This window comes from Duganella sp. CF458, assembly GCF_900113115.1.
Classification (GTDB): Bacteria; Pseudomonadota; Gammaproteobacteria; order Burkholderiales; family Burkholderiaceae_D; genus Rugamonas.
In genome coordinates this window covers 533,254-555,892 of sequence record NZ_FOOF01000001.1, presented here as the reverse complement: position 1 = coordinate 555,892, position 22,639 = coordinate 533,254, and the positions used below count along the sequence as shown (strand labels likewise).

Annotated in this window: 23 protein-coding genes; 12 read left to right on the top strand and 11 right to left on the bottom strand. The window is 62.9% G+C overall.

Annotated elements, in window-relative coordinates; genetic code table 11:
• Positions 1 to 139: 139 nt before the first annotated feature.
• A complete protein-coding gene (locus BM269_RS02500) occupies positions 140 to 577 on the bottom strand; it encodes an Mpo1 family 2-hydroxy fatty acid dioxygenase (protein ID WP_090435438.1) in 438 nt (145 codons plus the stop codon).
• Positions 578 to 654: 77 nt separating this feature from the next.
• On the opposite strand from BM269_RS02500, the gene BM269_RS02495 reads away from it, so the two are divergent.
• Entirely contained in the window at positions 655 to 1,164 is a 510-nt protein-coding gene (locus BM269_RS02495) for a DNA-deoxyinosine glycosylase (RefSeq protein ID WP_090435437.1), read from the top strand.
• A 319-nt stretch (positions 1,165 to 1,483) separates the two neighbouring features.
• Positions 1,484 to 1,942, top strand: a complete 459-nt coding sequence (locus BM269_RS28960; protein ID WP_170860257.1) for a hypothetical protein — start codon at positions 1,484 to 1,486, stop codon at positions 1,940 to 1,942.
• Positions 1,943 to 2,315: 373 nt separating this feature from the next.
• Here the strand turns inward: BM269_RS28960 and BM269_RS02490 are convergent, their stop codons facing one another.
• On the bottom strand, positions 2,316 to 2,993 hold the full coding sequence (locus BM269_RS02490; protein ID WP_229204463.1) for a YebB family permuted papain-like enzyme: 678 nt from the start codon (positions 2,991 to 2,993) through the stop codon (positions 2,316 to 2,318).
• 157 nt (positions 2,994 to 3,150) lie between these two features.
• Here BM269_RS02490 and BM269_RS30105 point away from each other — a divergent pair, with 157 nt between their 5' ends.
• From BM269_RS30105 to BM269_RS02475, 3 genes are read left to right on the top strand one after another with little or no spacing between them, the layout of a single operon-like run.
• On the top strand, positions 3,151 to 4,089 hold the full coding sequence (locus BM269_RS30105; RefSeq protein ID WP_090435435.1) for an NUDIX domain-containing protein: 939 nt from the start codon (positions 3,151 to 3,153) through the stop codon (positions 4,087 to 4,089).
• Positions 4,086 to 5,369, top strand: a complete 1,284-nt coding sequence (locus tag BM269_RS02480; RefSeq protein ID WP_090435434.1) for a glycosyltransferase — start codon at positions 4,086 to 4,088, stop codon at positions 5,367 to 5,369. Before BM269_RS30105 ends, BM269_RS02480 begins: the two co-directional genes overlap by 4 nt.
• A 45-nt stretch (positions 5,370 to 5,414) precedes the next feature.
• Entirely contained in the window at positions 5,415 to 5,753 is a 339-nt protein-coding gene (locus BM269_RS02475; protein ID WP_090435433.1) for a carboxymuconolactone decarboxylase family protein, read from the top strand.
• Here the strand turns inward: BM269_RS02475 and BM269_RS02470 are convergent.
• Both BM269_RS02470 and BM269_RS02465 read right to left on the bottom strand, forming a co-directional pair.
• The gene (locus BM269_RS02470; protein WP_090435432.1) at positions 5,744 to 5,989 is read right to left on the bottom strand and encodes a DUF3297 family protein; all 246 of its coding nucleotides are present in this window, start codon (positions 5,987 to 5,989) and stop codon (positions 5,744 to 5,746) included. The genes BM269_RS02475 and BM269_RS02470 overlap by 10 nt on opposite strands.
• 38 nt (positions 5,990 to 6,027) lie before the next feature.
• Positions 6,028 to 7,632, bottom strand: a complete 1,605-nt coding sequence (locus BM269_RS02465) for an acyl-CoA dehydrogenase family protein (protein WP_090435431.1) — start codon at positions 7,630 to 7,632, stop codon at positions 6,028 to 6,030.
• A gap of 74 nt (positions 7,633 to 7,706) precedes the next feature.
• Here BM269_RS02465 and BM269_RS02460 point away from each other — a divergent pair, with 74 nt between their 5' ends.
• Positions 7,707 to 8,363 (top strand): TetR/AcrR family transcriptional regulator, encoded by a 657-nt coding sequence (locus tag BM269_RS02460; RefSeq protein WP_090435586.1) that lies wholly within the window; start codon positions 7,707 to 7,709, stop codon positions 8,361 to 8,363.
• A gap of 9 nt (positions 8,364 to 8,372) precedes the next feature.
• A complete protein-coding gene (locus BM269_RS02455) occupies positions 8,373 to 9,230 on the top strand; it encodes an alpha/beta hydrolase (protein ID WP_090435430.1) in 858 nt (285 codons plus the stop codon).
• On the opposite strand, the gene BM269_RS02450 is transcribed toward BM269_RS02455, so the two are convergent.
• Positions 9,214 to 10,050 (bottom strand): alpha/beta hydrolase, encoded by an 837-nt coding sequence (locus BM269_RS02450; protein ID WP_090435429.1) that lies wholly within the window; start codon positions 10,048 to 10,050, stop codon positions 9,214 to 9,216. The genes BM269_RS02455 and BM269_RS02450 overlap by 17 nt on opposite strands.
• A 107-nt stretch (positions 10,051 to 10,157) precedes the next feature.
• Here BM269_RS02450 and BM269_RS02445 point away from each other — a divergent pair, with 107 nt between their 5' ends.
• Positions 10,158 to 11,039 (top strand): RNA-guided endonuclease InsQ/TnpB family protein, encoded by an 882-nt coding sequence (locus tag BM269_RS02445; RefSeq protein ID WP_090435428.1) that lies wholly within the window; start codon positions 10,158 to 10,160, stop codon positions 11,037 to 11,039.
• Between the two features lie 104 nt (positions 11,040 to 11,143).
• Positions 11,144 to 11,743, top strand: coding sequence for a YdeI/OmpD-associated family protein (locus tag BM269_RS02440; protein WP_090435585.1), 600 nt, complete (start codon positions 11,144 to 11,146; stop codon positions 11,741 to 11,743).
• Between the two features lie 8 nt (positions 11,744 to 11,751).
• Here the strand turns inward: BM269_RS02440 and BM269_RS02435 are convergent, their stop codons facing one another.
• From BM269_RS02435 to BM269_RS02420, 4 genes are read right to left on the bottom strand one after another with little or no spacing between them, the layout of a single operon-like run.
• Positions 11,752 to 13,668, bottom strand: coding sequence for a CocE/NonD family hydrolase (locus tag BM269_RS02435; RefSeq protein WP_090435584.1), 1,917 nt, complete (start codon positions 13,666 to 13,668; stop codon positions 11,752 to 11,754).
• 49 nt (positions 13,669 to 13,717) lie between these two features.
• Entirely contained in the window at positions 13,718 to 14,896 is a 1,179-nt protein-coding gene (locus BM269_RS02430; RefSeq protein WP_090435427.1) for a tetratricopeptide repeat protein, read from the bottom strand.
• Between the two features lie 42 nt (positions 14,897 to 14,938).
• On the bottom strand, positions 14,939 to 16,054 hold the full coding sequence (locus tag BM269_RS02425; RefSeq protein ID WP_090435426.1) for a hypothetical protein: 1,116 nt from the start codon (positions 16,052 to 16,054) through the stop codon (positions 14,939 to 14,941).
• A 5-nt stretch (positions 16,055 to 16,059) separates the two neighbouring features.
• Positions 16,060 to 16,926, bottom strand: a complete 867-nt coding sequence (locus BM269_RS02420) for an HDOD domain-containing protein (protein ID WP_090435425.1) — start codon at positions 16,924 to 16,926, stop codon at positions 16,060 to 16,062.
• Positions 16,927 to 17,048: 122 nt separating this feature from the next.
• Here BM269_RS02420 and BM269_RS02415 point away from each other — a divergent pair, with 122 nt between their 5' ends.
• Positions 17,049 to 17,618, top strand: coding sequence for a DNA-3-methyladenine glycosylase (locus BM269_RS02415; RefSeq protein WP_090435420.1), 570 nt, complete (start codon positions 17,049 to 17,051; stop codon positions 17,616 to 17,618).
• Here BM269_RS02415 and BM269_RS02410 read toward each other — a convergent pair.
• Entirely contained in the window at positions 17,547 to 19,274 is a 1,728-nt protein-coding gene (locus BM269_RS02410) for a methyl-accepting chemotaxis protein (protein WP_090435418.1), read from the bottom strand. The genes BM269_RS02415 and BM269_RS02410 overlap by 72 nt on opposite strands.
• Before the next feature lie 9 nt (positions 19,275 to 19,283).
• Positions 19,284 to 19,733, bottom strand: coding sequence for a cache domain-containing protein (locus tag BM269_RS02405; protein WP_090435415.1), 450 nt, complete (start codon positions 19,731 to 19,733; stop codon positions 19,284 to 19,286).
• A gap of 171 nt (positions 19,734 to 19,904) precedes the next feature.
• On the opposite strand from BM269_RS02405, the gene BM269_RS02400 reads away from it, so the two are divergent.
• Together BM269_RS02400 and BM269_RS02395 are read left to right on the top strand one after the other, a co-directional pair.
• On the top strand, positions 19,905 to 21,281 hold the full coding sequence (locus tag BM269_RS02400; RefSeq protein ID WP_229204462.1) for a KamA family radical SAM protein: 1,377 nt from the start codon (positions 19,905 to 19,907) through the stop codon (positions 21,279 to 21,281).
• A 132-nt stretch (positions 21,282 to 21,413) separates the two neighbouring features.
• Positions 21,414 to 22,616 carry an MFS transporter gene (locus BM269_RS02395; protein ID WP_229204461.1) on the top strand — a complete coding sequence of 401 codons (1,203 nt, stop codon included), beginning with the start codon at positions 21,414 to 21,416 and terminating at the stop codon, positions 22,614 to 22,616.
• The last annotated feature ends 23 nt before the right edge of the window (positions 22,617 to 22,639 follow it).

Genomic DNA, 22,639 nt, shown 5'->3' with positions numbered 1-22,639 from the left:
GTACTTAAAGACTGGAGAGCGGCATGAACATGGAAACGCGCATCTGGGTCGCCTCGGTGCTCGGCTATGTCGCGGCAGCGGTGATCATCCTGGTGGCCGGGGAAGCGATGTCCCCCGACCAGCTCAACGTCGCACTGTTCTAGTAGGCGAGATTCAGGCGGCGATACAGCACGCCCAGCACGAACAGGGGCCCGATCAGCAGGAAGCGCAGGTCATCGAAGAACGATGGCTTCTTGCCCTCGATCTTGTGGCCGATGAACTGGCCGATCCAGGCCAGCACGAAAATCACAATACTCAGCGGCAGTACCGACGCCGGCGGCAGCGCGCTCAGCACGGCCAGCATGAAGCCGGCCATGAGCAGCATCCCTAACGCGAAATTGCGCGACAGCTTGAAGTAGTAGACCATCGAGGCCGCAGCCAGCGCCACTGCCAGCAGCGGGTGGACAGCCCAGATCAGTCCCAGCAGGCTGAACACGATCAGCGGCACGCAAACGCAGTGGATCGCCTCATTGGTGGGATTCAGGTGACTCTCGCTGTATTTCAACAGCAGGGTAACGATGGCACGCTGCTCAGACATGGTTGCGGTCTCCGGTGTGATTATTTGTTTAGCACTACCGTTCGATTCTACACCCGAACTCCCGCTAAAATGCATGAATGGAACTGAAACGTTGCTTTGATCCCGTCGTCGACGAACGCACGCGCCTGCTGGTGCTGGGCAGCTTGCCGGGCGACAAATCCCTGGCTGTGCAGGAGTACTACGGCAATCGCCAGAACAAGTTTTGGGAGCTGCTTGGGGCCGTCATTGATGTTGACCTGCGCACCTTGGCTTACGAGCAGCGCCTGACAGTGCTGCGCGCGCATGGTATCGGCTTGTGGGACGTCGTCGCCGAAGCGCACCGCCAAGGAAGCCTGGACAGCGCAATTCGCTTCCGCAATGAGAATGACCTTCACGGATTGCTTGACCGCTTCCCGACCATCAAAGCGATTGCCTTTAACGGCGGCACGGCAGGGAAATTAGGCATCAAAGTGCTTGGTGCACGAGCTGACGCGTATGAGATTCTTACTTTGCCATCGAGTAGTCCGGCTTACACCTTACCGTATCAAGATAAGGCGAAGTTATGGTTGGCGCTACAGCAGATGATGAGACGATTCGATGGTTATTAGGCGGCGGCTTCAAACGGGCCAGAAGCTGACTTGCCTGCGCACTGCTCGAAAGGATGGCGCAAGGGCTGAAAGGCACTTTTTCGATTACTGACAGCAGCGGTCACACAAGATGCGCGGCACCGTCAGAATGAAGATCCAACATGGAATTTCGCAAGGATCCAAAGTATTCGGCGGGCAGGCGTATCCCCAAGCGCGAGTGCTGACGCAACCGTCAATGAGCGGTTGCAAGCGCTTCTGCGACGAATCGATGGGACGCGTACTAGACACCCTCGGGACAGTCTCCTAGAGAGCAGCCGCCGGCCGGGAGCCGTTGATTTTGATGAAAAAACACCCTATGAAGCGCATTCAGGTTCGACACGAAGCACCTTCCAATGGCTGGTTACCGATTCGCTTGACTGTGAGTGGGCGTGAAATCGTCATTGTTGCGTCGGATGTTCCAAATAATCCTGTTCAAGAATTGCTTGAGACGCTAGAGTCGGCTGCGCGCGGAAGCGAGGCGAGCGTATGGTGGCACTTGGAGCCCGATGGTTACTACTTGCGATTTTTTCCGATTGGAGGTGAGATCAAGCTCGTGCTTGAATTTGCTGCGGAAAGCAAAGCATGTTGTGTCGAAGATGTTCTATCGATCCAGGGGACACGTGCTGAAGTTCTGCTCCCGTTCTGGCGATTCTTAAGGGAGTTCCAATCGTATGATTACTCTGAACCGGACTGGCCTAGTGTCGACTACAGGCGCATTGCTGCAGTTCGAGAAGCGATCGGAATCTCCCATGAAGACTGATATCGATTCCGACGAACGCCCTGCAGCACCGCTGAAGAGCCCTGCTGAAACTCTGGCGCCATCGGCCAAGAGCAGTCATTGCATAATGAAAAGAAGCGACTGAAAGTAAACCTATGGTTGACGACAAACAGAGGACCGAAGTGTTCGATATGGCAAGTGGCTCCTGATTCGTCTAGCAAATGAACAACGCGGCTGACGGCCAGTAGCCGACCTCCAACTTCGCCAGGCCCAGACCGAGAAACTTGTTCGGGAGGCTGCTGTGGCTGGTCTCCGCATTGAAGACTATGCTTCGCCTGCAGTGATAGGTTGTACTGCTAGGCGTAATCCAATGGAACTCAGAATCGCTCGCAATGTTCGAACAGCCTGGCTAATTTCACTGAAGGCTTGCGACATAGCCATCGAAGACGGCGTGCACCTGTGTGCTGTTCATGACGCTGGCCGGCGTGACCGTCTCGCGTTCCCATGGAATCTGCCCGAAGTACCAGTACTTCCAGAATGCCTGGTCGGTGTCGGGATTGCGCGCGAGCAGGTTGGCGAAGGTTTCCACCTGGCCCACTTCGAGGCCGCTCGCTTCGCGCAGCACCTCGTGCACAAAGCGTGAACAGAACTGGCGTCGCGAATGTAAGTTGAAGCCGGTGTCGTAGAGAACACCCATGCGTTCCTGCGCTGCCTGGATCAAGATACGCTGCTGGTCGTCTGTGAGCGGTGTGTTAAGGCGGCTCACTTCCACGCGCCCGCCTTCCGAGCGCGCCAGGAAACGTCCGAGGCTGCCTCGCTTGGAAACCGGGAAGGTGCTCTCTGCGATCACGGGCTCGGCGCCGTCGGTCGCTACGACGATGCCGACATGGTTAGTCCAGCTATTCGTGGTCGAGGCGACCTTGAGGAAGGGAAGGGCGCCTACCCGGATAAAGACCAGGTCACCGACCTGCAATTGCTGGGCCAATGCCGGCCGGGAAATCGAAGGAAGCTCCGACGCGGCCGATGCGGCCGACGCCCGCAGCGCAAGCAGTCCGATGGCCAGGATGGCGACAGTACGGCAGCAACGCCGCACGTGGTTGATTCCCCACATGATGTTCTCCTTTAGTAATGATGGAAACGGTAGAAGTGGAGAAGTTTGGCCACAGGGCGAGGAAAGCAGAAGTTTTATTTCCAAGATATCATCGGCGGGATGGCTTGGTATCACTAGCCGATACTTATTGGGAAACTCCATGCAAGAATACGTCCGGATCAAATCGGTCCAGCTACTGTCAGACAACTGGTACGTCCTCAAAACCTCCACCTTCGATTTGAAGCGCCGCGACGGCCGCTGGCAAACCATGAGCCGGGAAACCTATGACCGTGGCAATGGCGCCGTGGCCCTGTTGTATAACCGTGCGCGTCGCACGGTGCTGCTGACGCGCCAGTTCCGCTTTCCCGCTTACGTCAACCAGCATGACGGCTACCTGATCGAAGCTCCGGCCGGGCTACTGGACGAGGCGCACCCGGAGCAGCGCATGCATGCCGAGCTGGAAGAAGAAACCGGCTACAAGGTGGATTCATTGCGCCAGGTATTCGACGTGTTCATGAGCCCTGGTTCCGTCACCGAGCGGCTGCATTTTTTCGTCGGCGAGTACGACGCGGCATCGAAGATCGGCAGTGGCGGCGGGCTGGAACATGAAGGCGAAGATATCGAGGTCCTCGAACTCGATGCCGACAAGGCGCTGGCCATGACCGCCAGCGGCGAGATCATGGACGCCAAGACCGTGATGCTGCTGCAGTACCTGCACCTGCACTTGCTGCCACCGCGCAGCATGATGATCCTGGTCGCCGGGCCGTACCGCTCCGGCACCGGCGACGATCCGGCGCGCATGGCGGCTAATGTAGCGGCGATGGAGTCGTACGTCCTTCCGCTGTACCGCAAAGGCCATACCCCGGTTTTGGGCGAGTGGCTGGCGCTGCCCGTGCTGCATGCGGCTGGCTCGAAGGCCGTTGGAGACCCGGTGTACGAAGAGATTTTTCAGAAGCACTGTGAGCGCTTACTCGCGCATTGCAATGCCGTCCTGCGTATTGGCGGGCCTTCCACCGGAGCCGACGCCATGGTGGCGGAGGCGCGCAAGCGCGGCCTGCTGGTGTATCACGACCTGGTGGATATTCCGGACGTACGATGAAGATCGGCATGCTGACATGGGGCAGCCACGGCGACATTCGTCCCTTTCTTGCCCTTGCCGACGGCCTGCAAGCCGCCGGCCATGAGGTCCATCTGGTCATCACCAGCCTGGAAGCGGGAACTTACGACAGGGTGCGCTCTGCGGTGGGCGCGAAGATCACGGTCCTCACACCGCACACATTCAGTCCCGAGCAGGCGCAGGCCGTCGGCCAGACCGCATACAGCATCCGCGACCCCATGAAGCAGATGGCGGCGATCTTGCGCCTTGCGTTTGCCCCGGCCGAAGACGCAATGTTCGAAGCGGCACAGCGCCTGTGCGCCGAGTCGGATGTGCTGGTAGGGCATTACTTTATGCACCCCTTGCAGATCGCGGCGGAGCATGCCGGCCTGCCGTACGTCAGCGTCCTGTTGTCCCATGCCGGGGTGCCAAGCGATTACGTCAATCCGCTCGGCTTGTCGATGGTGGGTCGGGGCGGCAACCGCCTGCTGTGGTGGCTGACCCGTACGTTCCTGAATCGTACGCTGCGGCACTATCCGGACCGGTTGCGCAAGCAGTTGGGCATGGCGCCAATGCGCGACATCGTGTCGGACGTCTGGGTGTCGCGCCACCTTGCCTTGGTGGCGGTCAGTCCCCAGCTCTGCCCGCGGCAGCCGGATTGGCCGGAGTCGATCCAGGTCTGCGGCTTCCTGGACCGCCCGAACTGCGAGCTGGAAGGCGTCTTGCCGCCATCCTTGGCCAGCTTCCTGGCAGCCGGGGAGTCGCCGCTGTATATGACATTTGGCAGCTGGATGCCCAAGGACCTGAAGGGGCAGACATTGGCACTGCGCTTGCTGACCGATGCGGCGCGCCGGGCGAACTGCCGCGCGATCATCCAGTGCAGCGACTGGCAAGCGTGCGGCTTCAGCTCAGATGACCGGATCCTGTACGCCGCAGCTGCGCCGCACCACCTGATCTTCCCCCATTGCCTGGCGATTGTTCACCATGGCGGCGCCGGGACGACCCAGTCCGCAACGCTGGCCGGCAAGCCTTCAATCGTGGTCGCCAATCTCAGTGAGCAGGAACACTGGGGGCGCGAGCTGCAACGTATCGGCGTTGCAGGCAAGCCTGCCAAGCGCCGCAACGCGACGGTGGCCAGTCTCGCGGCGCAGATCTGCGCGTTGCGCAGCACGCCGGCGATGGGCGAGCGGGCGCGCCGCGTCGGCGAAGTGATGCGGCAGGAGGATGGCGTTGCGCAAGCGGTACGGCAAATAGAAATTCGCAGCGGCCGCGAATCCTTTTGACATCCTGCTGCCTCTTAGCTGGTGATTTCAACCAGCGAAGGAGACATGATGGACGACCTGAAGTACTCAAAAGACCTGATCCAGTTCGCGCCGCAGGAGGCGAAAGCCTTCCTGGGCCTGAAGGCAGCGGCAGAGCGCGAAGACGGGGCAATACCCGCCAAATACCGCGAGCTGGTATCGATCGGGGTGGCGCTGACGACGCAGTGCACGTATTGCATCGACGTGCACACGAAAAACGCTGTCGCGGCGGGCGCCACGCGGCAGGAAATTGCGGAAGTGGTCTTTATCGCCGCTGCGCTGCGGGCCGGCGCGGCAGTAGGGCATGGCCTGTTAGCCATGAAAAAGGCCAGCGAAGGCTGGCCCGGGGAGGAATATCAGCGGTAGAACGCGTCTACCTTGCCTTTCAGCTTGATCAGCATCGGCTGGCCGCGGCGGTCTTTGGCCGTCGCGTGCTGGACTTTGATCCAGCCTTCGCTGATGCAGTATTCCTCAACGTCAAAGCGTTCTTTGTCGTTGAAATTGATGCCAATGTCGTGCTCGAACACGGCAGCCACGTGGTGCGGGCTGCGCGGGTCGATCGACAGGTGGTCCGGGAGTTCTGGGCGGGTAGTATCGTTCATGGGGCAGGATTATACCGGAAGCCGGGCCGCGGCCCGCGCTACACCGGCCAGGCGCGGTCGATGATGGCGGGCAGGGCGGTGGTGCCGGGCAGCGTGCCGTAGATGCGGCCGTGTGCGTTGTCGAAGCGGCTGGCGATGAAGGCGTCGGCGATGGCGGCCGGGGCGCGCTCGCGCAGCAGGCGGGCCTGGATCAACAGGACCAACGATTGCGCGTTGCGGCGGGCCAGGGTTTCCTGGGTGACCGAGTCGTCCAGCAGGCGGCCAAGCTCCTCGATGTGCGGGCGTAGCGCGGCATCGGCGTGGCAGCCGTCTTGCAGATCGGCCAGCAGTGCGGCCATTGCTTCCGGTTCGCGGGCGATGGCGCGCAGCAGGTCGAGCGCCATCACGTTGCCGGAGCCTTCCCAGATCGACAGCACCGGCGTTTCGCGGTACAGGCGTCCCATCGGCCCTTCATCCATGTAACCGTTGCCGCCAAAGACTTCCATCGCCTCCGCCGACAGTTCAATCGAGCGCTTGGTGGTCCACAGCTTGCCGGCCGGGGTGACAATGCGCTGGTAAGCGCGCTCCAGCGGGGAGTTGTCGCGCTCGAAGGCTTCAGCCATGCGCATCATCAATTGCGTGGCGGCCTCGCTTTCCAGCGCCATATCGGCCAGCACATTCTGCATCAGCGGCTGTTCGACCAGCCGCTTGCCAAAGGCGTTCCGCTGGCGCGAATGGTGGATCGCCTGCACCACGCACTGGCGCATCAGGCTCGCCGCGCCCATCACGCAGTTCAGCCGCGTGATATTGGCCATTTCGATGATGGTCGGGATGCCGCGCCCTTCCTGGCCGACCAGGTGCCCCCACGCGCCATGGAACTCGACTTCGCTGCTGGCGTTGGAGCGGTTGCCGACCTTCTCCTTCAGGCGTTGGACCAGCACCGCATTCTTGCTGCCGTCCGGCCGGTAGCGCGGCACGAAGAAGCAGGACAAGCCACCGTCGGTGCGGGCCAATACCAGGTGGGCATCGCACATCGGCGCTGAGAAGAACCATTTGTGGCCGGTCAGCTCGTAGCCGCCGGCTACCGGCTCGGCGCGCGTTGTGTTGGTGCGCAGGTCCGAACCGCCCTGTTTTTCGGTCATGCCCATGCCGACCAGGATCGACTCCTTTTGCTCTAGAGGGATGTCGCGCGGGTCGTAGGTGCGTGAGAACAGCTTGGGGGCCAGCGCCTCGAACAGTTCCGGCTCCTGGCGCAGCACGGGCACGCAAGCCAGTGTCATCGAATGCGGACACTGGCTGCCGGACTCGACCTGGTGGTGCATCGAGAAGGTCGCCGCGTAAGCAGCCCAGGCACCGGGCCGCGAGTCGGAGAATGGTTGGGTGATCATGCCCTGTTCGCGCGCCATGCGCATCATGCCGTGCCAGGCCGGATGGAACTCGACGCGGTCGATGCGGCGGCCCTGGCGGTCAAAGGTAAGTAGTTCGGGTTTGAAGTGGTTGGCGTCTTCCGCCATGCGGATCGTGGCCTCGCTGCCTAACAGGGCGCCGTAGGCTTCCAGCTCGGCTTCGTGGGTGCCGGCACCGGCGCGGCGGATGCCCTCCTGCAGCGCGAGGTCGCTGGTGTACAGGTTATAGCCTTTTAGTTCATGGGTCAGGTTATCCATTGCGGCACAGCTCCTTGATTAATGTACAAGAAAGTGTAATGCTCGGCGCTTTCCTGGGTGTTCGGGTTCCGACCATGCATGTACCACCTTCCGTTGCGCCGAAGCGGCGAAAACCGATACAGTCCCGCGCGCGGGCCACGGCGCAGGCCATCGAACAGGCCTTCATGCAATTGCTGGTCGAGAAGGGCTATGCGCAAGTGAGCATCCGCCAGGTGTTGGCGCTGGCGGGTGTCGGCGCGGGCAGCTTTTACGAGTACTTCGCCAGCAAGGAAGCGCTGGCGGCGGTCAGCATCCGCCAGCGGGTGCGGGCCATTGCCGGAGCATTGGAAAAATCGGCGCAAGCGGCAGCCGGCCTGGCACTGCCCGAACGGGTCGATGCGCTACTGGAAGCGCAACTGCAGGCGCCCCTGGCGGAACCCGAACAGTGGGCCGCTTTGTTCCACCTGGAGCGCCAGGTCTCGAAGCCGGAGGCATTCCGTGAGCTGTATCGGGAGTTCGTCGCGCTGTGGGAGCGCGGCCTTGGCGCCGGCGCTGACTGGCCGGCCGAGGCCGCGCTGGCTGATGCTGCCTTCGCAGCGCACGCCATCGCTTACAGCCTGGTGTCGCAGTCCTTGATGGCGCGCTCGGAACGGCCCGATGCGGCTGCGCTGCGGGCGCTGGTGCGGCAGGCGGTGCATGGTTATTTGTCCGTGGTCGCGCCGCGCGCGTACCGGGGCTGTCTCACGTTCTAAGGAGAAGGTATGGCAAGCAGGAGGCAGGTGTTGGGAATGGCGGCGGGGGCGTTGGCCGCCGCCATGGCAAGGGCCGGAGAGCAGGCGCCTCAGGGCGCGTCCTTGGGCGCGACGCCCGCCGCGCCGCTGGCGATCGGTGAAACCTTCACGATGGAGTCGAAGATCCTCGGTGAAACGCGCCGCATCAACGTATACTCGGCGCGCGCCTGGAACGTGAAGCCGGATGCGCCGTTGCCGGTGCTGTTCATGCTCGACGGCGGCGTCGCGGAAGATTTCGTCCACACGGCGGGCCTGCTGCAAATCTCGGTAGCGAGCCTGGTGATGCGTTCCTTCATGCTGGTAGGGATAGAGAATACCCAGCGCCGCCGGGACATGACGGCCCCCAGCGATAACGCGGAAGACAGGAAAATTGCCCCGGTGGTCGGTGGCTCGGCCGCGTTCCGCCGCTTCATCCACGAAGAGTTGATGCCACAGGTGAAAGCCCGCTACAGCACCACCGGTGAAACCGCCTTGATCGGTGAGTCGCTGGCCGGCATGTTCGTGCTGGAGACCTTCCTGCAGGCGCCTGGGATGTTCGACACCTTCATTGCCATCGATCCAACCCTATGGTGGAACAACCGCCATCTGCTGAAGACTACCGGCGACACGCTGCGCAAGCGCAAGCGCCTGGACAAGACCCTGTTCATTGCCAGCAGCGGCGAAAAGGGCCAACCCGAGCTGGCGAAGCAGTTGGAAGATGCGCTGGTCGGCGCAAAGATTGAAGGATTGCGCTGGCAAATGACGCCGATGCTGGAGGAAACCCATATGACCATCGGCCACCCGGCCGCGATGCGCGCCTTCCGCACTGTATTCAAGCCGCCTGCGTGAACTGCGACTGAAGGAAGGTGGCGATCTTCTGCTGCGTGGCTGGCAGGTAGGGGATATTCAGGTGGTCGGAATCGGGAATGATTTCGTCGTGGTGCAGGCAGCTCAGCTTGCTGACCAGCTCATTGGTGTGCGAATGCGGCACGATATCGTCGCTGGCCGCGCGCAGCACGTAGGTCGGCGCAGCCAGTTGCGTCGCGTGCTTGACCGATTCGAAGCGATGCTGCAGCAGCATTGACACCGGCAGGGCAGGGAATTTGCGCTGCGCCAGCGCCAGGATCGAATCGTAAGGCGTGATCAGCACCGTAGCCTGCACCCGGCGCCGCATCGCCAACTGCACCGCTACGCCAGAGCCAAGGCTGCGCCCGACCACCGCGATGCGGGTCGGGTCGACCTTGTGGTGTTTACATAGCCAGTCAAGCTGCATGCAGGCGTCGGCCACCAGCATTTCTTCGCCAGGCTCGCCGTGCGAGTCGCCGTAGCCGCGGTAATTCAGCGTCAGTACCGTCATGCCGGGGAACAGGTTGCCGGCGTCGCGTACCAGCCATGACACTTCCTCCGAGCGTCCGCCGAAATACACCACCGCGGGCCGTACGCCGGGCTCGCGCGGCGTCATCAGCCAGCCCGCAAGGCGCGTCCCGTCGTCGCCGCGCAACACGATCGCGCGCGTGCGGTGGCCGCTGCTGCGCGGGCTTTGCACCTCGCGCTTGACGGTGGGATTGAACAGCAGTTTGCGCTGGCCGGCCATGAGAAGGGCGGTCAACCCAGCCCATACGAATCCCACGGCGCCAGCGGCGGCGGCCACTTTGCGTGAATTGTTCATCAGGGTTGCTCCGAGAAATCCCGCCCTTCAGGGCGGGGAGTGAAAGGAGCCGACTGCGTAGCAATCGCTCTCCTTGAGATTTGCGAAATGCTGTATAAAATTACAGTATGATTCTCGTCTTTCGCTATCGTGTGAAGTCGTTGAGCGGACTGCTTAATCAATGGTGCCGTGCGGTGAATTTCGTCTGGAATTACTGCAACGACCGGCAGAAAGATGCCTTGCGATTCGAGCGACCTTGGATCAAGGGGCGCGACTTGCACCGGGAAGGCGATGCGTTTCGCTTTGCTGGACATACCTTCCGCGTGTTCAACTCGCGGCCTCTTCCCGAGGGCAAGATCAAGGATGGCACCTGCTTTTCGCAAGACAGCCGCGGCAACTGGTTCCTCAATATCGTGATTGAGGTTGCCGAATCGCCAGTGCGACCGATCGATCATGGAGTCGGCATTGACTTGGGTTTGAAAGACCTGGCCGTACTGTCTGATGCGAATAGGATTTCTGCACCTGGCTTCTATCGCAAGGCCGAAGCGGCGCTCGCGGCCGCGCAGCGCGCGCATAAACGGCGCAGGATCAAGGCCATCCATGCCTATACGGCGCGCCGCCGGCTCGATTCTCTGCATAACGCGTCGCTGCAGATTGCGCGTTCTTTTGACCATATCGTTGTCGGCAATATCAATGCCGCCGGACTCGCCCAAACCAGCCTGGCGAAGTCCGTGTTGGATGCAGGCTGGTCGTCCTTCCGGAAAATGCTGGCGTACAAGGCTGTTAAGCATGGCGCACGGTATGTGGAGGTGGACGAACGCTTTACCACCCAGACCTGCTCGAATTGTGGCGCCCTGCCCGACTCGCGGCCGAGAGGTATCGCAGGCCTTGGAATAAGGGAATGGGCATGCAGTGATTGCGGTGCAGTACATGATCGCGATCTAAACGCTGCGAAAAACATTCTCCGTCGCGGACGTGCGACGCTGGCTGCAGGAATTCCCGCCCTTTAGGACGGGGAGGACGTCAAGTGTTTTAGTATGCTCCTAATGCTGAGCAAACTGCGTTATGCAACGCACCTATGTCAGATTGCGGCAACACATTTATGAGGATGACCATGCCCACTACCGATCCGCGCGTCGACGAGTACATCGCCAATGCGGCCGGCTTCGCCCAGCCTATCCTGACGCACCTGCGCGAGGTGATTCACGCGGCTTGCCCGGAGGTGCAGGAAACCATCAAGTGGAGCATGCCGAATTTCGACTACCACGGGATTGTCTGCAGTTTCGCAGCCTTCAAGCAGCATTGCGCTCTGAATTTCTGGAAAGCCGAATTGCTGATCGCGGCGGAGAATGACAAGGGCAAGGAAGCCATGGGCCAGTTCGGCCGGATTACCTCCGTCAAGGACTTGCCGCCGAAGAAAGAACTGACTGCGTACATCAAGAAGGCGATGAAGCTCAATGAGCAAGGTGTGAAGGTCGCGCGGGCCAGGGCGGCGCCGCGCGAGCTGGTGGTGCCGGACTACTTCATCGCGGCGCTGGAGGACAATCCCGCCGCTTACGAAGTCTTTAACGAATTCTCAACCAGCGCCAAGCGCGATTACTGCGACTGGCTGACCGAAGCCAAGACCGAGGCCACGCGCGACAAACGCATGGCCCAGGCGGTCGAATGGATTGCCGAGGGCAAGAAGCGGCACTGGAAATACGAGAGCTGCTAAGCCCCCGCTTAAGGCATCACCATCAGCTGCAAGCCGGACGCCGTTCCGGGCGCATGGTAGACGCGCTGGGTGGCCTTCACGAAGTCTTCCGGCTTGGCGTTCGGGATGTTGGTGAATGTCTGCGGGTTCAGGTCGACCAGCGGGAACCAGCTGCTCTGCACATGCACCATGATGCGGTGGCCGCGGCGGAAGGTGTGCTGCACGTCGCCCAGTTGGTAGCTGAGCGGCTCTACCTTGCCTGGCACGAAAGGTTCGGGCTTTTCGAAGCTGTTGCGGAACTTGCCGCGCAGCGGATTTCCACGCACCAGTTGCTGGTAGCCGCCCATTTTGATTGAAGGCGGTGCCACGTCCTTGTGCTTCTCTTCCTCTTTCTCCTGCGGATAGTCGGTCGGGTAGACGTCGATCAGCTTGACCACGAAATCGCTGTCCGTGCCGGTGGTCGAGACGAACAGCTTGGGCGTCACCGGGCCGGCGATGGTCACGTCTTCTTCCAGCACTTCGCTCTGGTACACCAGCACGTCCGGGCGGCTTGAGGCAAAGCGTTGGTCCGACACCATATATTCGCGCGGCACGCCGGTGGCCGGGTAGCCGATGTATGGCACCGGCTTGCGTGGATCGCTGACGTATTCATCGAAGCCCGTGCCGGCTGCGGGTTGGGTCCAGCTCAGGGTGCCGTTCGGGCCCAGGTAAAGCGTTTTTGCCTTGGCCTGCACCGGCGGCCAGGCGCTGTACTGGCGCCAGACATTGGTGCCGGTCTCAAACGTGTTGACGGCGGCAATCGGCTGCGCCGGTTTGACGCCCTTCAACTGTTCCTCGAAGAAGGGGAACAGCAGCTTCTTGTTGAAATGCTCGCTGGTCTTGCTGTCGAATTGCACATGGCCCAGGCGCTTGCCTTCGCCACCGGCCCAGCCGCCGTGCGACCATGGGCCGATCACCAGGCCGTTGTAGATGCCCGGGTTGTGCTTGCCTACCGCGCGATAGATGGAGAACGGGCCGGCCGGATCCTCCGCATCGAACCAGCCGCCGACCGTCATCACGGCCGCCTTGACGTTCTTCATGTGCGGCGCCAGGTTGCGCGCTTTCCAGAACTCGTCGTAAGTGTCGTGGTCGATGGTCGGCTTCAGATAGGCGAGCTGCTTGGGCTGCATGCCGGCCAGGATCTTGGACAGCGTCAGGCGCTGCAGGAAGTAGTCGTAGCCGCTGGTGGTGCCGTAATCGAAATCGGTCCAGGTCTTGGGCAGGGGCGAGGGATTCTTTTCTTCCGTAAAGGCGGCATAGAAGTCGAAATTCGCCGCCAGCATGAAGGCACCGCCATGGTAGGAATCGTCGCCCATGAACAGGTCGGTGACTGGCGCCTGTGGCGAGGCGGCTTTGATCGCGGGGTGTGAATCGATGATGCTGGCCGCGGTGTAGAAGCCGGGATAGCTGATGCCGTAGATGCCGACCTTGCCGTTGTTGTTGGCCACGTGCTTGAGCAGCCAGTCGACGGTGTCGTGCATGTCGCGGCTTTCGTTGCCTTCGCCCGCTTCCAGCGCCGTCTTGGCGTGCGGCGTCATTTCCTGCCACTTGCCTTCGGACATATAGCGGCCGCGCACGTCCTGCTTGACGAAGATGTAGCCGGCTTCGCTGAAATCGGCCGCAGGGCCCAGGCGGCGCGGGAAGAAGTCAGGACCATACTGCAGCTGGCCGTTGACGTTTACGCCGGCACTGTAAGGCGTGCGCTCGATCAGGAAGGGATAGGTCTTGCCGGCATCCTTGGGCACATACACGGCCGTGAACAGGCGCACGCCATCGCGCATGGGGATGCGGAATTCGTATTTGGTGTAGCTGGAACGGAGGTCCGGTTTTTCATCAGGCGCCGCCTGGGCGGCGCCTGCGAAGGCCAGTGCAAGGGAAAGGGCGAGGGGACTGAGTTTTGAGAGCATGGGCTTATAGATGGCGGTGCCAGGCGCTGGCACCGGGTTGTCGGCTTATTTAGATTTCTCCCGGTCGAAGACGGGCTCGCGATTCGTACAGGCGCAGGTTGGCCAGTTTGCCGGCGTAGATGGCGCTGTCGCCGCGCGTGGTGCTATTCATCAAGGCCAGTGCCATATGTTTGTCGGCTTCCTTCAGGTTACCGAGCAGGAAGGCGGCCTTGGCCAGCCAGAAGTGGAACTCGTGGTAATACGGCGCGCGCTGCACTTCCCGCACGAACATCGAGCGTGCCTTCTGGTAGTCGCCATCGGCCATGGCTTTCTGGCCGATGTGGAAGAAGTGGAACGGCGGATACGGTTCCAGGCGCGCCAGCTCGGCTTTGTACCTGGCCGATTCCTCGCTCTTGCCGAGCGCATTGGTCACTTCGGACAGGTTGAACAGGATGACCGTATTGAGCGGGTCGTGCTGGTGGGCGAAGCGCAGCGTGCTTTCGGCCAGGTGTATGTTGCCGTGACGCTGGTAAATGGTGGACAGGGTGTTGTACCCCATCAGGAAATTGGGCTCGTATTCGATGGCGGCGCGGGCCCACCAGTAAGCCTCATCCAGCTTGCCCTGCACCAGCGTTTCCGCAGCGCGGTTATTCATGTACATGGCCACCACGGTGCGTTCCGAAATGACTTCGGTCGGCATCAATTCGGCATCCGGCGGCGGCAGGAAGTCGATGGTTACCGATTGGGCTGTGTCGTAGGTGCGCGCTGCTTCGGTCTTGGGCTTGCTCAGTACCAGGTTGACGTGGCCGCTGCTGAAGTACAAGGAGCCGGAACGGCTCCAGGTGTCTTCACTGGTGATGCGCTGGAATTGCACCTCCAGTCCCAGTTCCCGGGCAAAGGCGGCAGTCATGATCACCAGCGACATGCAGTTGCCCGCGCGGGCTTCAAAGGCCTGGGCGGCCGTGCGCGTGGTTTCGGAGTCGTACTCGAGGCGGAGCTGGTCGCGATGATACAGCGCTTCATACAGCGCCTGGTGCCTGGATTTGCTGCCAAGCGTTGCGCGGATCTTGCCCGCATACGCTTTCATCTCCGGCGACAGCTCGAACACTTGCGCCGGGGTGATCATGCCGGCCGGTTTGCGGAAAGCCGCGTCGGTAAAGAGCGTGCGCTCAGGCGTCTGAATCGCCGGCGGACCGCTTGCGCAGCCGGCCAGCAATGCCGCAAAAATCAATGTTGACAGTAGTTTCATGGTGGCGTCTCCTCACCTCTATGAAACAAGTATGTGCGTGTCTCAGGGGGCTGTCAATTCAACGCTGACGTCGTCGATTCCCAGGGTGGCCAGGGCGTCGCGCAAGTCGTCGATTTCCGCTTCCACATCGGCGCCGATGTCGAGGCGGCGGTCGGCATGCGCCAGTTCGCCGGCCGCGCCGATCAACTGCACGCCGAGGGCGGCATCTTCATCGGTTTCCACCAGGGTGATGACGGCACGGGCCGCGCCCTGGCTGTCCAGCGCGGCGCCGAATCCGGCCATCATGGCCAGCATCCAATGCTCGGACTTGCCCTGCTGCAGGGCGCCATGGAACAGGTCCTGGTACAGGAAGTTCAGGCGCAGTCCGGCGGCACGGGCGGCGCCGGCCAGGCAACGCTGTACCAGCGGCGCGGCGGACACGGTCCAATCCTGGTAACGGTGCATGCGCGCGTCGAACCAGGCGTCCTGCTTCTTGCCGGCGGCCGGCATGGCGTAGAACGGGTCGTCGGCGCGCTTCAGGGCGAAACCGAGCAGGAAGCGCAATTCGACCGCTTCGTCGTCGGCGCCGAAGGCCGATGGCTGCCAGCCGGCGATGCTGCGCAGCAGGGCCGGGGCGTCCGCCACTTTCTTGTCCAGCATGGCCGCTGCCGCTTCATGCACCATGGCGTTCAACTGGCTGGCGCTGATGCCTTCCATCTCGGCCTGGTCGTAGGCATGCTGCACCAGCACTACCTTGGCTCTGGGGCTTTCCAGGCCGGCCCTGGTAAAACTGTCCAGCAGGGCCGCATACGCCTCTTCATCCAGAAAGCCTTCCGTTTCGCGCAGGCCGCCCTGGCTGTGCACGAACAAGGGAATGGCGAAGGCGTTGATTTCCATGTCCGGCCCGTCGCCCTTGCGCAGCAGGACGGTGCCGGCGTCTTCCTCGATGGCTTCCTTCAGCGTGCGGTAGGCGTCGGCGTCTTCGCCGCGCGCCAGCTCGATGGCGCCGTACAGGATGGCGTCCTTGCCCTGGCGCAGGTAGCGCCGCACGGCGTGGCGCAGGTCGTCTTCCTGTGCCAGCGCGAGGCTGAACAGTTCCTGGCTCAGGGTTTCATCTTTGTCGGCGGGCGGGGTAGTCGGCTTGCGTGGTGCTGGGCGCTTGTTGTTGGTCTTTGGCATGCGGCTCAGTGTTCAATGTGGAAGGTTTCGTGCAGTTCGTCCAGCAGGTCGGCGGTTTCGTCCTCGTTCATGCCGAGGTGGCGGCAGGCAGCGTCGCCGCCTTTTTCCCATTCCAGCGCAGCGCTGTTGCCGTGGTAGCGCTGGATGGCGCGTTCGGCCAGCACCGCGCTGGCCACCAGCGAGCGGATGGCGTCGTCGGTGGCGTCGTCGCCCAGCACTTCGTAATCGTGATGGTGCAGGATGGCCCAGGACACGTCCGGCGACAGGCCCCAGTTGCGCGCCAGCAGGCAGCCGATGGCGGCGTGGTTGGTGTTGTGGCGCGCGTCTTCGATGTCGGTGAACTTGCGGGTGGCGGCGCCGTTGCAGATGTCCAGGGTCTGGCCGTAATCGTCGAAGCGCGCCATCAGGATCGGGATGCCGATGTCGCAGAACAGGCCGAAGGTGTGGGCGATATCGGGTGGCGCCAGGCGCAGCTTGCGCGAAATGAAGACCAGGGCCTGGGCGCGGCAGGACGACACTTCCCAGAACTGGTTCAGGGACGGGTTGTTGGCGCCCACGGCTTCGCGCGCCAGGATGCCGGTCAGCATGGCGGCGCACTGGTTAATGCCGAGGAAGTTGATGGCTTGCTCGACCGATTTGGCCTTGCGTGCCGCGCCATAGAACGGCGAATTGGCCAGTTTCAGCAGGGCGCCCGACATGCCGACGTCGTTGCCGATGATGGTCGCAATCACGCGCGGCGAGGGGTCGGCTTGCGCCAGTTCGCGCTGCAGGTCGACCAGCAGGCTGGGACGCGGCGGGATGCGGATGGAGCGCAACAGCGCGTCTTCTGCGGTCGTATTGTGGGCCGGGAGCCGGGTTGCTGCTGTTGTCATTTTGCTTCGAGGGTTGTGCTGCTGGGCGGGCATCGCCATTATCGCCTGTTTTTTGCCTGCAACCCGCAGCACGAATGGGTTTTTTTTCATGTATAAATGGCAGGGTTGCTACAATCGATAGCATGTCTTCCCACATTTTGGCCGGTATCGATTTCAGTGCGCCCGCACAGCAAGTGGCGCGCCGCCTGATCGGTGTGACAGTGCTCGTCAATGGCGTGGGCGGCCGTATTGTCGAGGTGGAAGCGTACGACCGGGAAGATCCGGCTTCGCACGCCTTTGTCGGCGAGACGCCGCGCAATCTCGCCATGTTCGGGCCGCCGGCCCATGCTTATGTCTACCTGTCGCACGGCATCCACTGGTGCATGAACTTTGTGTGCCAAGAGGCGGGGCATGGGGCCGGGGTGCTGATCCGCGCCATCGAGCCGCTGCAAGGCATCGAGCAGATGCAGGCGCGGCGCGGCCTGCAGGACCTGCGCTTGCTGTGTTCCGGGCCGGGGCGCCTGGCGCAGGCGATGGGGGTGACGCGTGAGCTGAACGCCATGTCGCTTGGCGCGGCGCCGTTCGAACTGCTGCCGCGCAAAGGGCGGGCGCAGGTCGTGGTCGGGCCGCGCATCGGGATTTCAAAGGCGGTGGACGTGCCTTGGCGCTTCGGCTTGGCCGGCTCGCCGTTTGTCAGCCGCCCATTCCGCTAAGCCTGGCCGCCCGCGCATCGGGCTGCCCGCCGCGCGCCGTTCGCCATCATCGGGCGCCAGGCCGGCCCGGGCCGCGGCGACCGGGCTTGCCGCCGTTTCCGCTGACGCCTCATCGCCCAGCTCGAACACGGCAACCGCCTGCGCCAGCCCGGCCGCCTGCTCCTGCAGGCTGGCCGCTGCCGCTGCCGCCTGTTCAACCAGGGCGGCATTCTGCTGGGTGACATCGTCAATCTGCCCGACCGCCTGGTTGACCTCGGTAATCCCGCGCGCCTGCTCCGCACTGGCATCGCTGATGCGCTGGATAATGCCGCCGACCTGCCGCACCGAGGCCACGATATCGCCCATGCTGCCGCCCGCCACGCCTACCGATTGCGCGCCGCGGTCGATGGTTGCCACCGAGGCATTGATCAGGGCCTTGATTTCATGCGCCGCCGTCCCGCTGCGCTGCGCCAGCGTCCGCACTTCGGCGGCCACGACGGCAAAACCGCGGCCCTGCTCACCCGCCCGCGCCGCTTCCACCGCGGCATTCAGGGCCAGGATATTGGTCTGGAACGCGATGCCGTCGATCACCCCGATGATTTCGACGATCTTGCGGGACGAGGATCGGATCGCCTCCATGGTCTGTACCGCATCCGACACCGCCGAACCGCCACGGGCCGCGAGTTCGTTGGCATTGGCGGCCACCTGGCAGGCTTCGCGCGCATGTTCCGCATTGCTGCGCACGGCCGCCGCCAGGCTGTCCACCGCGCTGGCCGTTTCCTCCAGCGAGCTTGCCTGCAACTCTGTGCGCGCCGACAGATCCATGTTCCCGCTTGCGATCTCGCGTGCTGCCAGGTCAATCTGCCGCACCGCGCCGCGAATCGCGCGAATGGTGCCGTTCAGCTGGGCCACGCTGCCATCCAGCGCCCGCGCGGTATCGGCAATCTCATCGCGCCCGGGCGCCGGCGGCCTTGGCGCCAACTGTCCCGACGCCAGGCTGCGCACACCATCGCCGATGGCATGGATATCGCGCAGCAGCGCGCGCCGCACCAGCATCGATACCGCCAGCGACAAGGCCACCGACAGCAGCAGCAGGCCCGCCATCGTCATGCCAAGCAATCGGAATTCCTGCCGCGCCCCCGCGTAAGCCGCCTCGCTCAGCGCCTTCTCCAGCGCGGCCAGCTGCGACAACTGCTGGTCCAGCGCCGCGAACTGGCGCTCCGCCTTCGCCATCGCGTTGGTCGCAATCGACTGGTCCACTTGCGCCAGCTCGATGGTTTCCTGCACTGCCTTGCGATAGCTGGCCAGCGCCTCCAGCGACACCGCCAGCAAGGCGCGCTCGTCGGTTGCCGCCCCGCGGCCCAACTGCTCCAGCCGCGTGCCGACCGCGCCGTGCCGGTTGCGGATCTGCGCCGTCAGTGCATCGAGCCGGGCCTGCGCAAAGCTGCCGTTGATCCAGGCCAGGAGCTGGTAGATGTTGGCGTGCGCCATGCGCGCCTGGCCAGCCACGTCGGCCACTGCCTGCAGCCGCGCAGCGCGCAACTGCACCAGGTTTTCCATCGATGCGTTCTGCCGCACCATGCCGAACCAGGCGCAGGCCGCTGTCACCAGCAGCAGCGCCAGTACCACGCCCGGCGCCAACAACAGCTTGGGTCCAATCCGCAGTCGGTTCAGCATGCTCGCCTCCTACTTTTTGTAGATGCCGGCTTCCAGCACCGCGTCGCCGACGCGCTGGATATAGGTGGTCTTCGGTTCGATCTTGCCGGTGGTGGGATTCTTGTACATGTAGTCGACCCAGCCCTTGCCCTTCCTGGCGGCCAGTTCGATGATCTCGCGCCGGTACTTCTTGCCGCTGGCATCGGGCACGTCGGTCAGGTCCTTGCCGACGATGGTGGGATTGACCGGGTGCGCCAGCACGATGCCCGACTGCAGGTCGCGGATGTCGACGTACAGCGCGCCCTGGATGAACTCGGGATCCTTGGCGGCGACCTTCTCGATGAACTTGTCCTTGCCATGCTGCTTGATGAAGGCGGCGCCTTTTTCCACCATGGCGATGGCGTCTTTCTCGTTCGGTTCGCTGGCCAGTGCAGCCGTCATGGCGAGGCAGAGCAGTGCTGCGGTCAGGATGCGTTTCATGCCGGGCTCCTTTGGGTGGGGGGAAGCCCCACTGTACGTCTGCCCACCCGGTCGGGAATTGCGCAAACGCAAGCTCGTAGGATTTTTCCGGCCAGGTATTGAGCTACGGCAATAGGCGCTTTCTTAATCGGACCATCATGAACTCCTAGCCCACCCACCCAGGAGTACGTCATGACCGCCGATGCCCTGCCAAAGTTCAAGCCTTATACCCGCCAAACCATCCGCCAGGCACCGCAGTGGGAACTGCTGACGCCTGAGCAGCAGGAGGCGGTGCAGGTCATCTCGCATGTGCTGCCGTTTCGTACCAACCAGTATGTGCTGGAGCGCTTGATCGACTGGGACAATATCCCGGACGATCCGATCTACCGCCTGGTGTTCCCGCATCGCGACATGCTGCCGGCGCACGAGTACTGGCAGCTGCGCGACCTGGTGCTGGTGAAGCGGGATGACGCGGCCGCGCAACAACTGGTGCGCCAGATCCGCCTGCGCATGAATCCCCATCCCGCAGGGCAGATGACGCACAACGTGCCGCGCGTGAACGATGCGCCCTTGCGCGGCTTGCAGCACAAGTACAAGGAGACGGTGCTGTTCTTCCCCAGCGCCGGCCAGACGTGCCACGCCTACTGCACCTTCTGTTTCCGCTGGCCGCAATTCGTCGGCATGGACGACATGAAGTTCGATGCGCGTGAAACCACGGAGCTGGTGGAGTACCTGAAGATGCACAAGGATGTGACGGACGTGCTGATCACGGGCGGCGACCCGATGATCATGAATACGCGGTCGATGGAGGAGATCATCACGCCCTTGCTGGGACCGGGCCTGGAACATATCCAGAATATCCGTGTCGGCACCAAGTCGGTATCGTATTGGCCGCAGCGCTACGTCAGCGACCGCGATGCCGACGACTTGCTGCGCCTGTTCGAGCGTGTGGTCGCTGCCGGCAAGAACATGGCGATCATGGGACATTACAACCATGCCGTGGAATTGCGGCAGGAGGTGGCGCAGCAGGCGGTCAAGAGGATTGTCGGCACCGGTGCCACCTTGCGCATGCAGGGGCCCTTGATCAGGCATATCAACGAAGACCCGGCCAGTTGGGCTGAGTTGTGGCGTACCGGGGTCAGGCTGGGAGCGATACCGTATTACATGTTTGTGGAGCGCGATACCGGGCCGCGCGAATATTTCCAGCTGCCCCTGGCGCGCGCGCACGAGGTGTTCCAGCAGGCCTACCAGATGGTGTCCGGCCTGGCGCGCACGGTGCGCGGACCGTCCATGAGCGCCTTCCCCGGCAAGGTGGTGATCGACGGCGTGGCGCAGATCGGCGGCGAGAAGGTGTTTGCGCTGCAGTTCCTGCAGGCGCGCAACGCGGATTGGGTGCGCAAGCCGTTCTATGCCAGGTACGACCCTACCGCGACCTGGTTCGACCAGCTGCGTCCCGCGTTCGGGCGCGAGAAGTTCTTCTTCGAGGAGGATGGGCCGGGGGCAGGACATGTGCCGGGCATGGCGACGGTGCCGGTGCTGCCGCGCCGGGTGATTCCATTGGTCGCGTAGGGGCATGCGATGCGCGCGCCCGCCGCCGCTCCCGCAGCGCCCGCAACAGCGCCACTGCCCGGGGATTGGCGCAGGCGGTGGGCGGCGGCGCCGGTCCGCTGGTGGTGTGGGCACGAGCGGGTTCCCGGCACTTTGTCGGGACCCGCCACCTTGTTCCTGGTGTTCATTCCCTTCGCGCTGGGACATTACATCTCCTGGCTGCTGCGCAGCGTGAACGCCATGCTGGCGCCGCAGCTGGTGGCGCAGGCCAACCTGACGCCGTCGCAACTCGGCATGTTGACCAGCGCCTACTTCCTGGCTTTCGCGTTCGCCCAGCTGCCGATCGGCTTTGCGCTGGACCGCTACGGCCCGCGCCGCGTGCAGTTCGTGCTGCTGCTGGTGGCGGCAATCGGCACGCTGGCCTTCGCAGGCGGCAGGGACTTCGCCGGCCTGGCGATGGCCCGTGCGCTGATGGGGTTTGGGCTTGCTGCCTGCTTCATGTCCGCCCTCAAAGCCCTGACCACCTGGCTCCCTGCGCACAAGGTGCCGTCGGTACAAGGCTACCTGATCGCGGCCGGCGGACTGGGCGCCGCCACAGCTACCTTGCCGGTGCGCCTGGCCTTGCATCATATGAGCTGGCAATGGCTGATGATCGGGCTGGCCGGTGCCTGTATCGCGGTCGCGCTGCTGATCCTGTTCCTGTCCCCCACGCCGCCGGCCGCACCGCCACGCCCGTTCACCCGCAGTGCATTGGTGGAGACTTTCAGCCACCCGGTCTTCCGCGAGACTGCCATGCTGGTCCTGCTGCCGCATACGGTCTTCTTCGGCGTGCAGGGCTTGTGGATCGCGCGCTGGCTGGCCGACGTGCCGCGCTACAGCGAACAAGCCATCGCCTGGCTGCTCTATCTCGGCATGGCGGCAGTGATCTTCGGCTCCATCGCGGTCGGCCAGTTGACCGAATGCGCGACCAGGCGCGGCTGGCGTACGCTGGATGTGGCGGCCGCCGGCGTGCTGCTGTTCGTCCTGCTGCAATGCGCTTTCGTGTCCGGATGGCGTCCGGCCCAGCAGGTACTGCCGGTGCTGTTCATGCTGGTTGGCTGCGTCACCGGCATGGAATACTCGATCGTTGCGCAAGCCATGCCGCCAGCGTTGACCGGGCGTGCTTCGACTTGCCTGAACCTGTTGATCTTCGTTGGCGCCTTCCTGGTGCAGGCCGGTTTTGGACAAGTGATCGGCTTGTGGGCGCCTTCGCCGCTTGGGCATTACCCCGCCGTTGCATATGAATGCGCCTTCGCTTTGCTGGTGCTGATCCAGTTGCCGGGCCTGTGCAGGTACCTGCTCCGACGCTTCCGGTAAAATGTCGCCTTCAACAAGAAGGA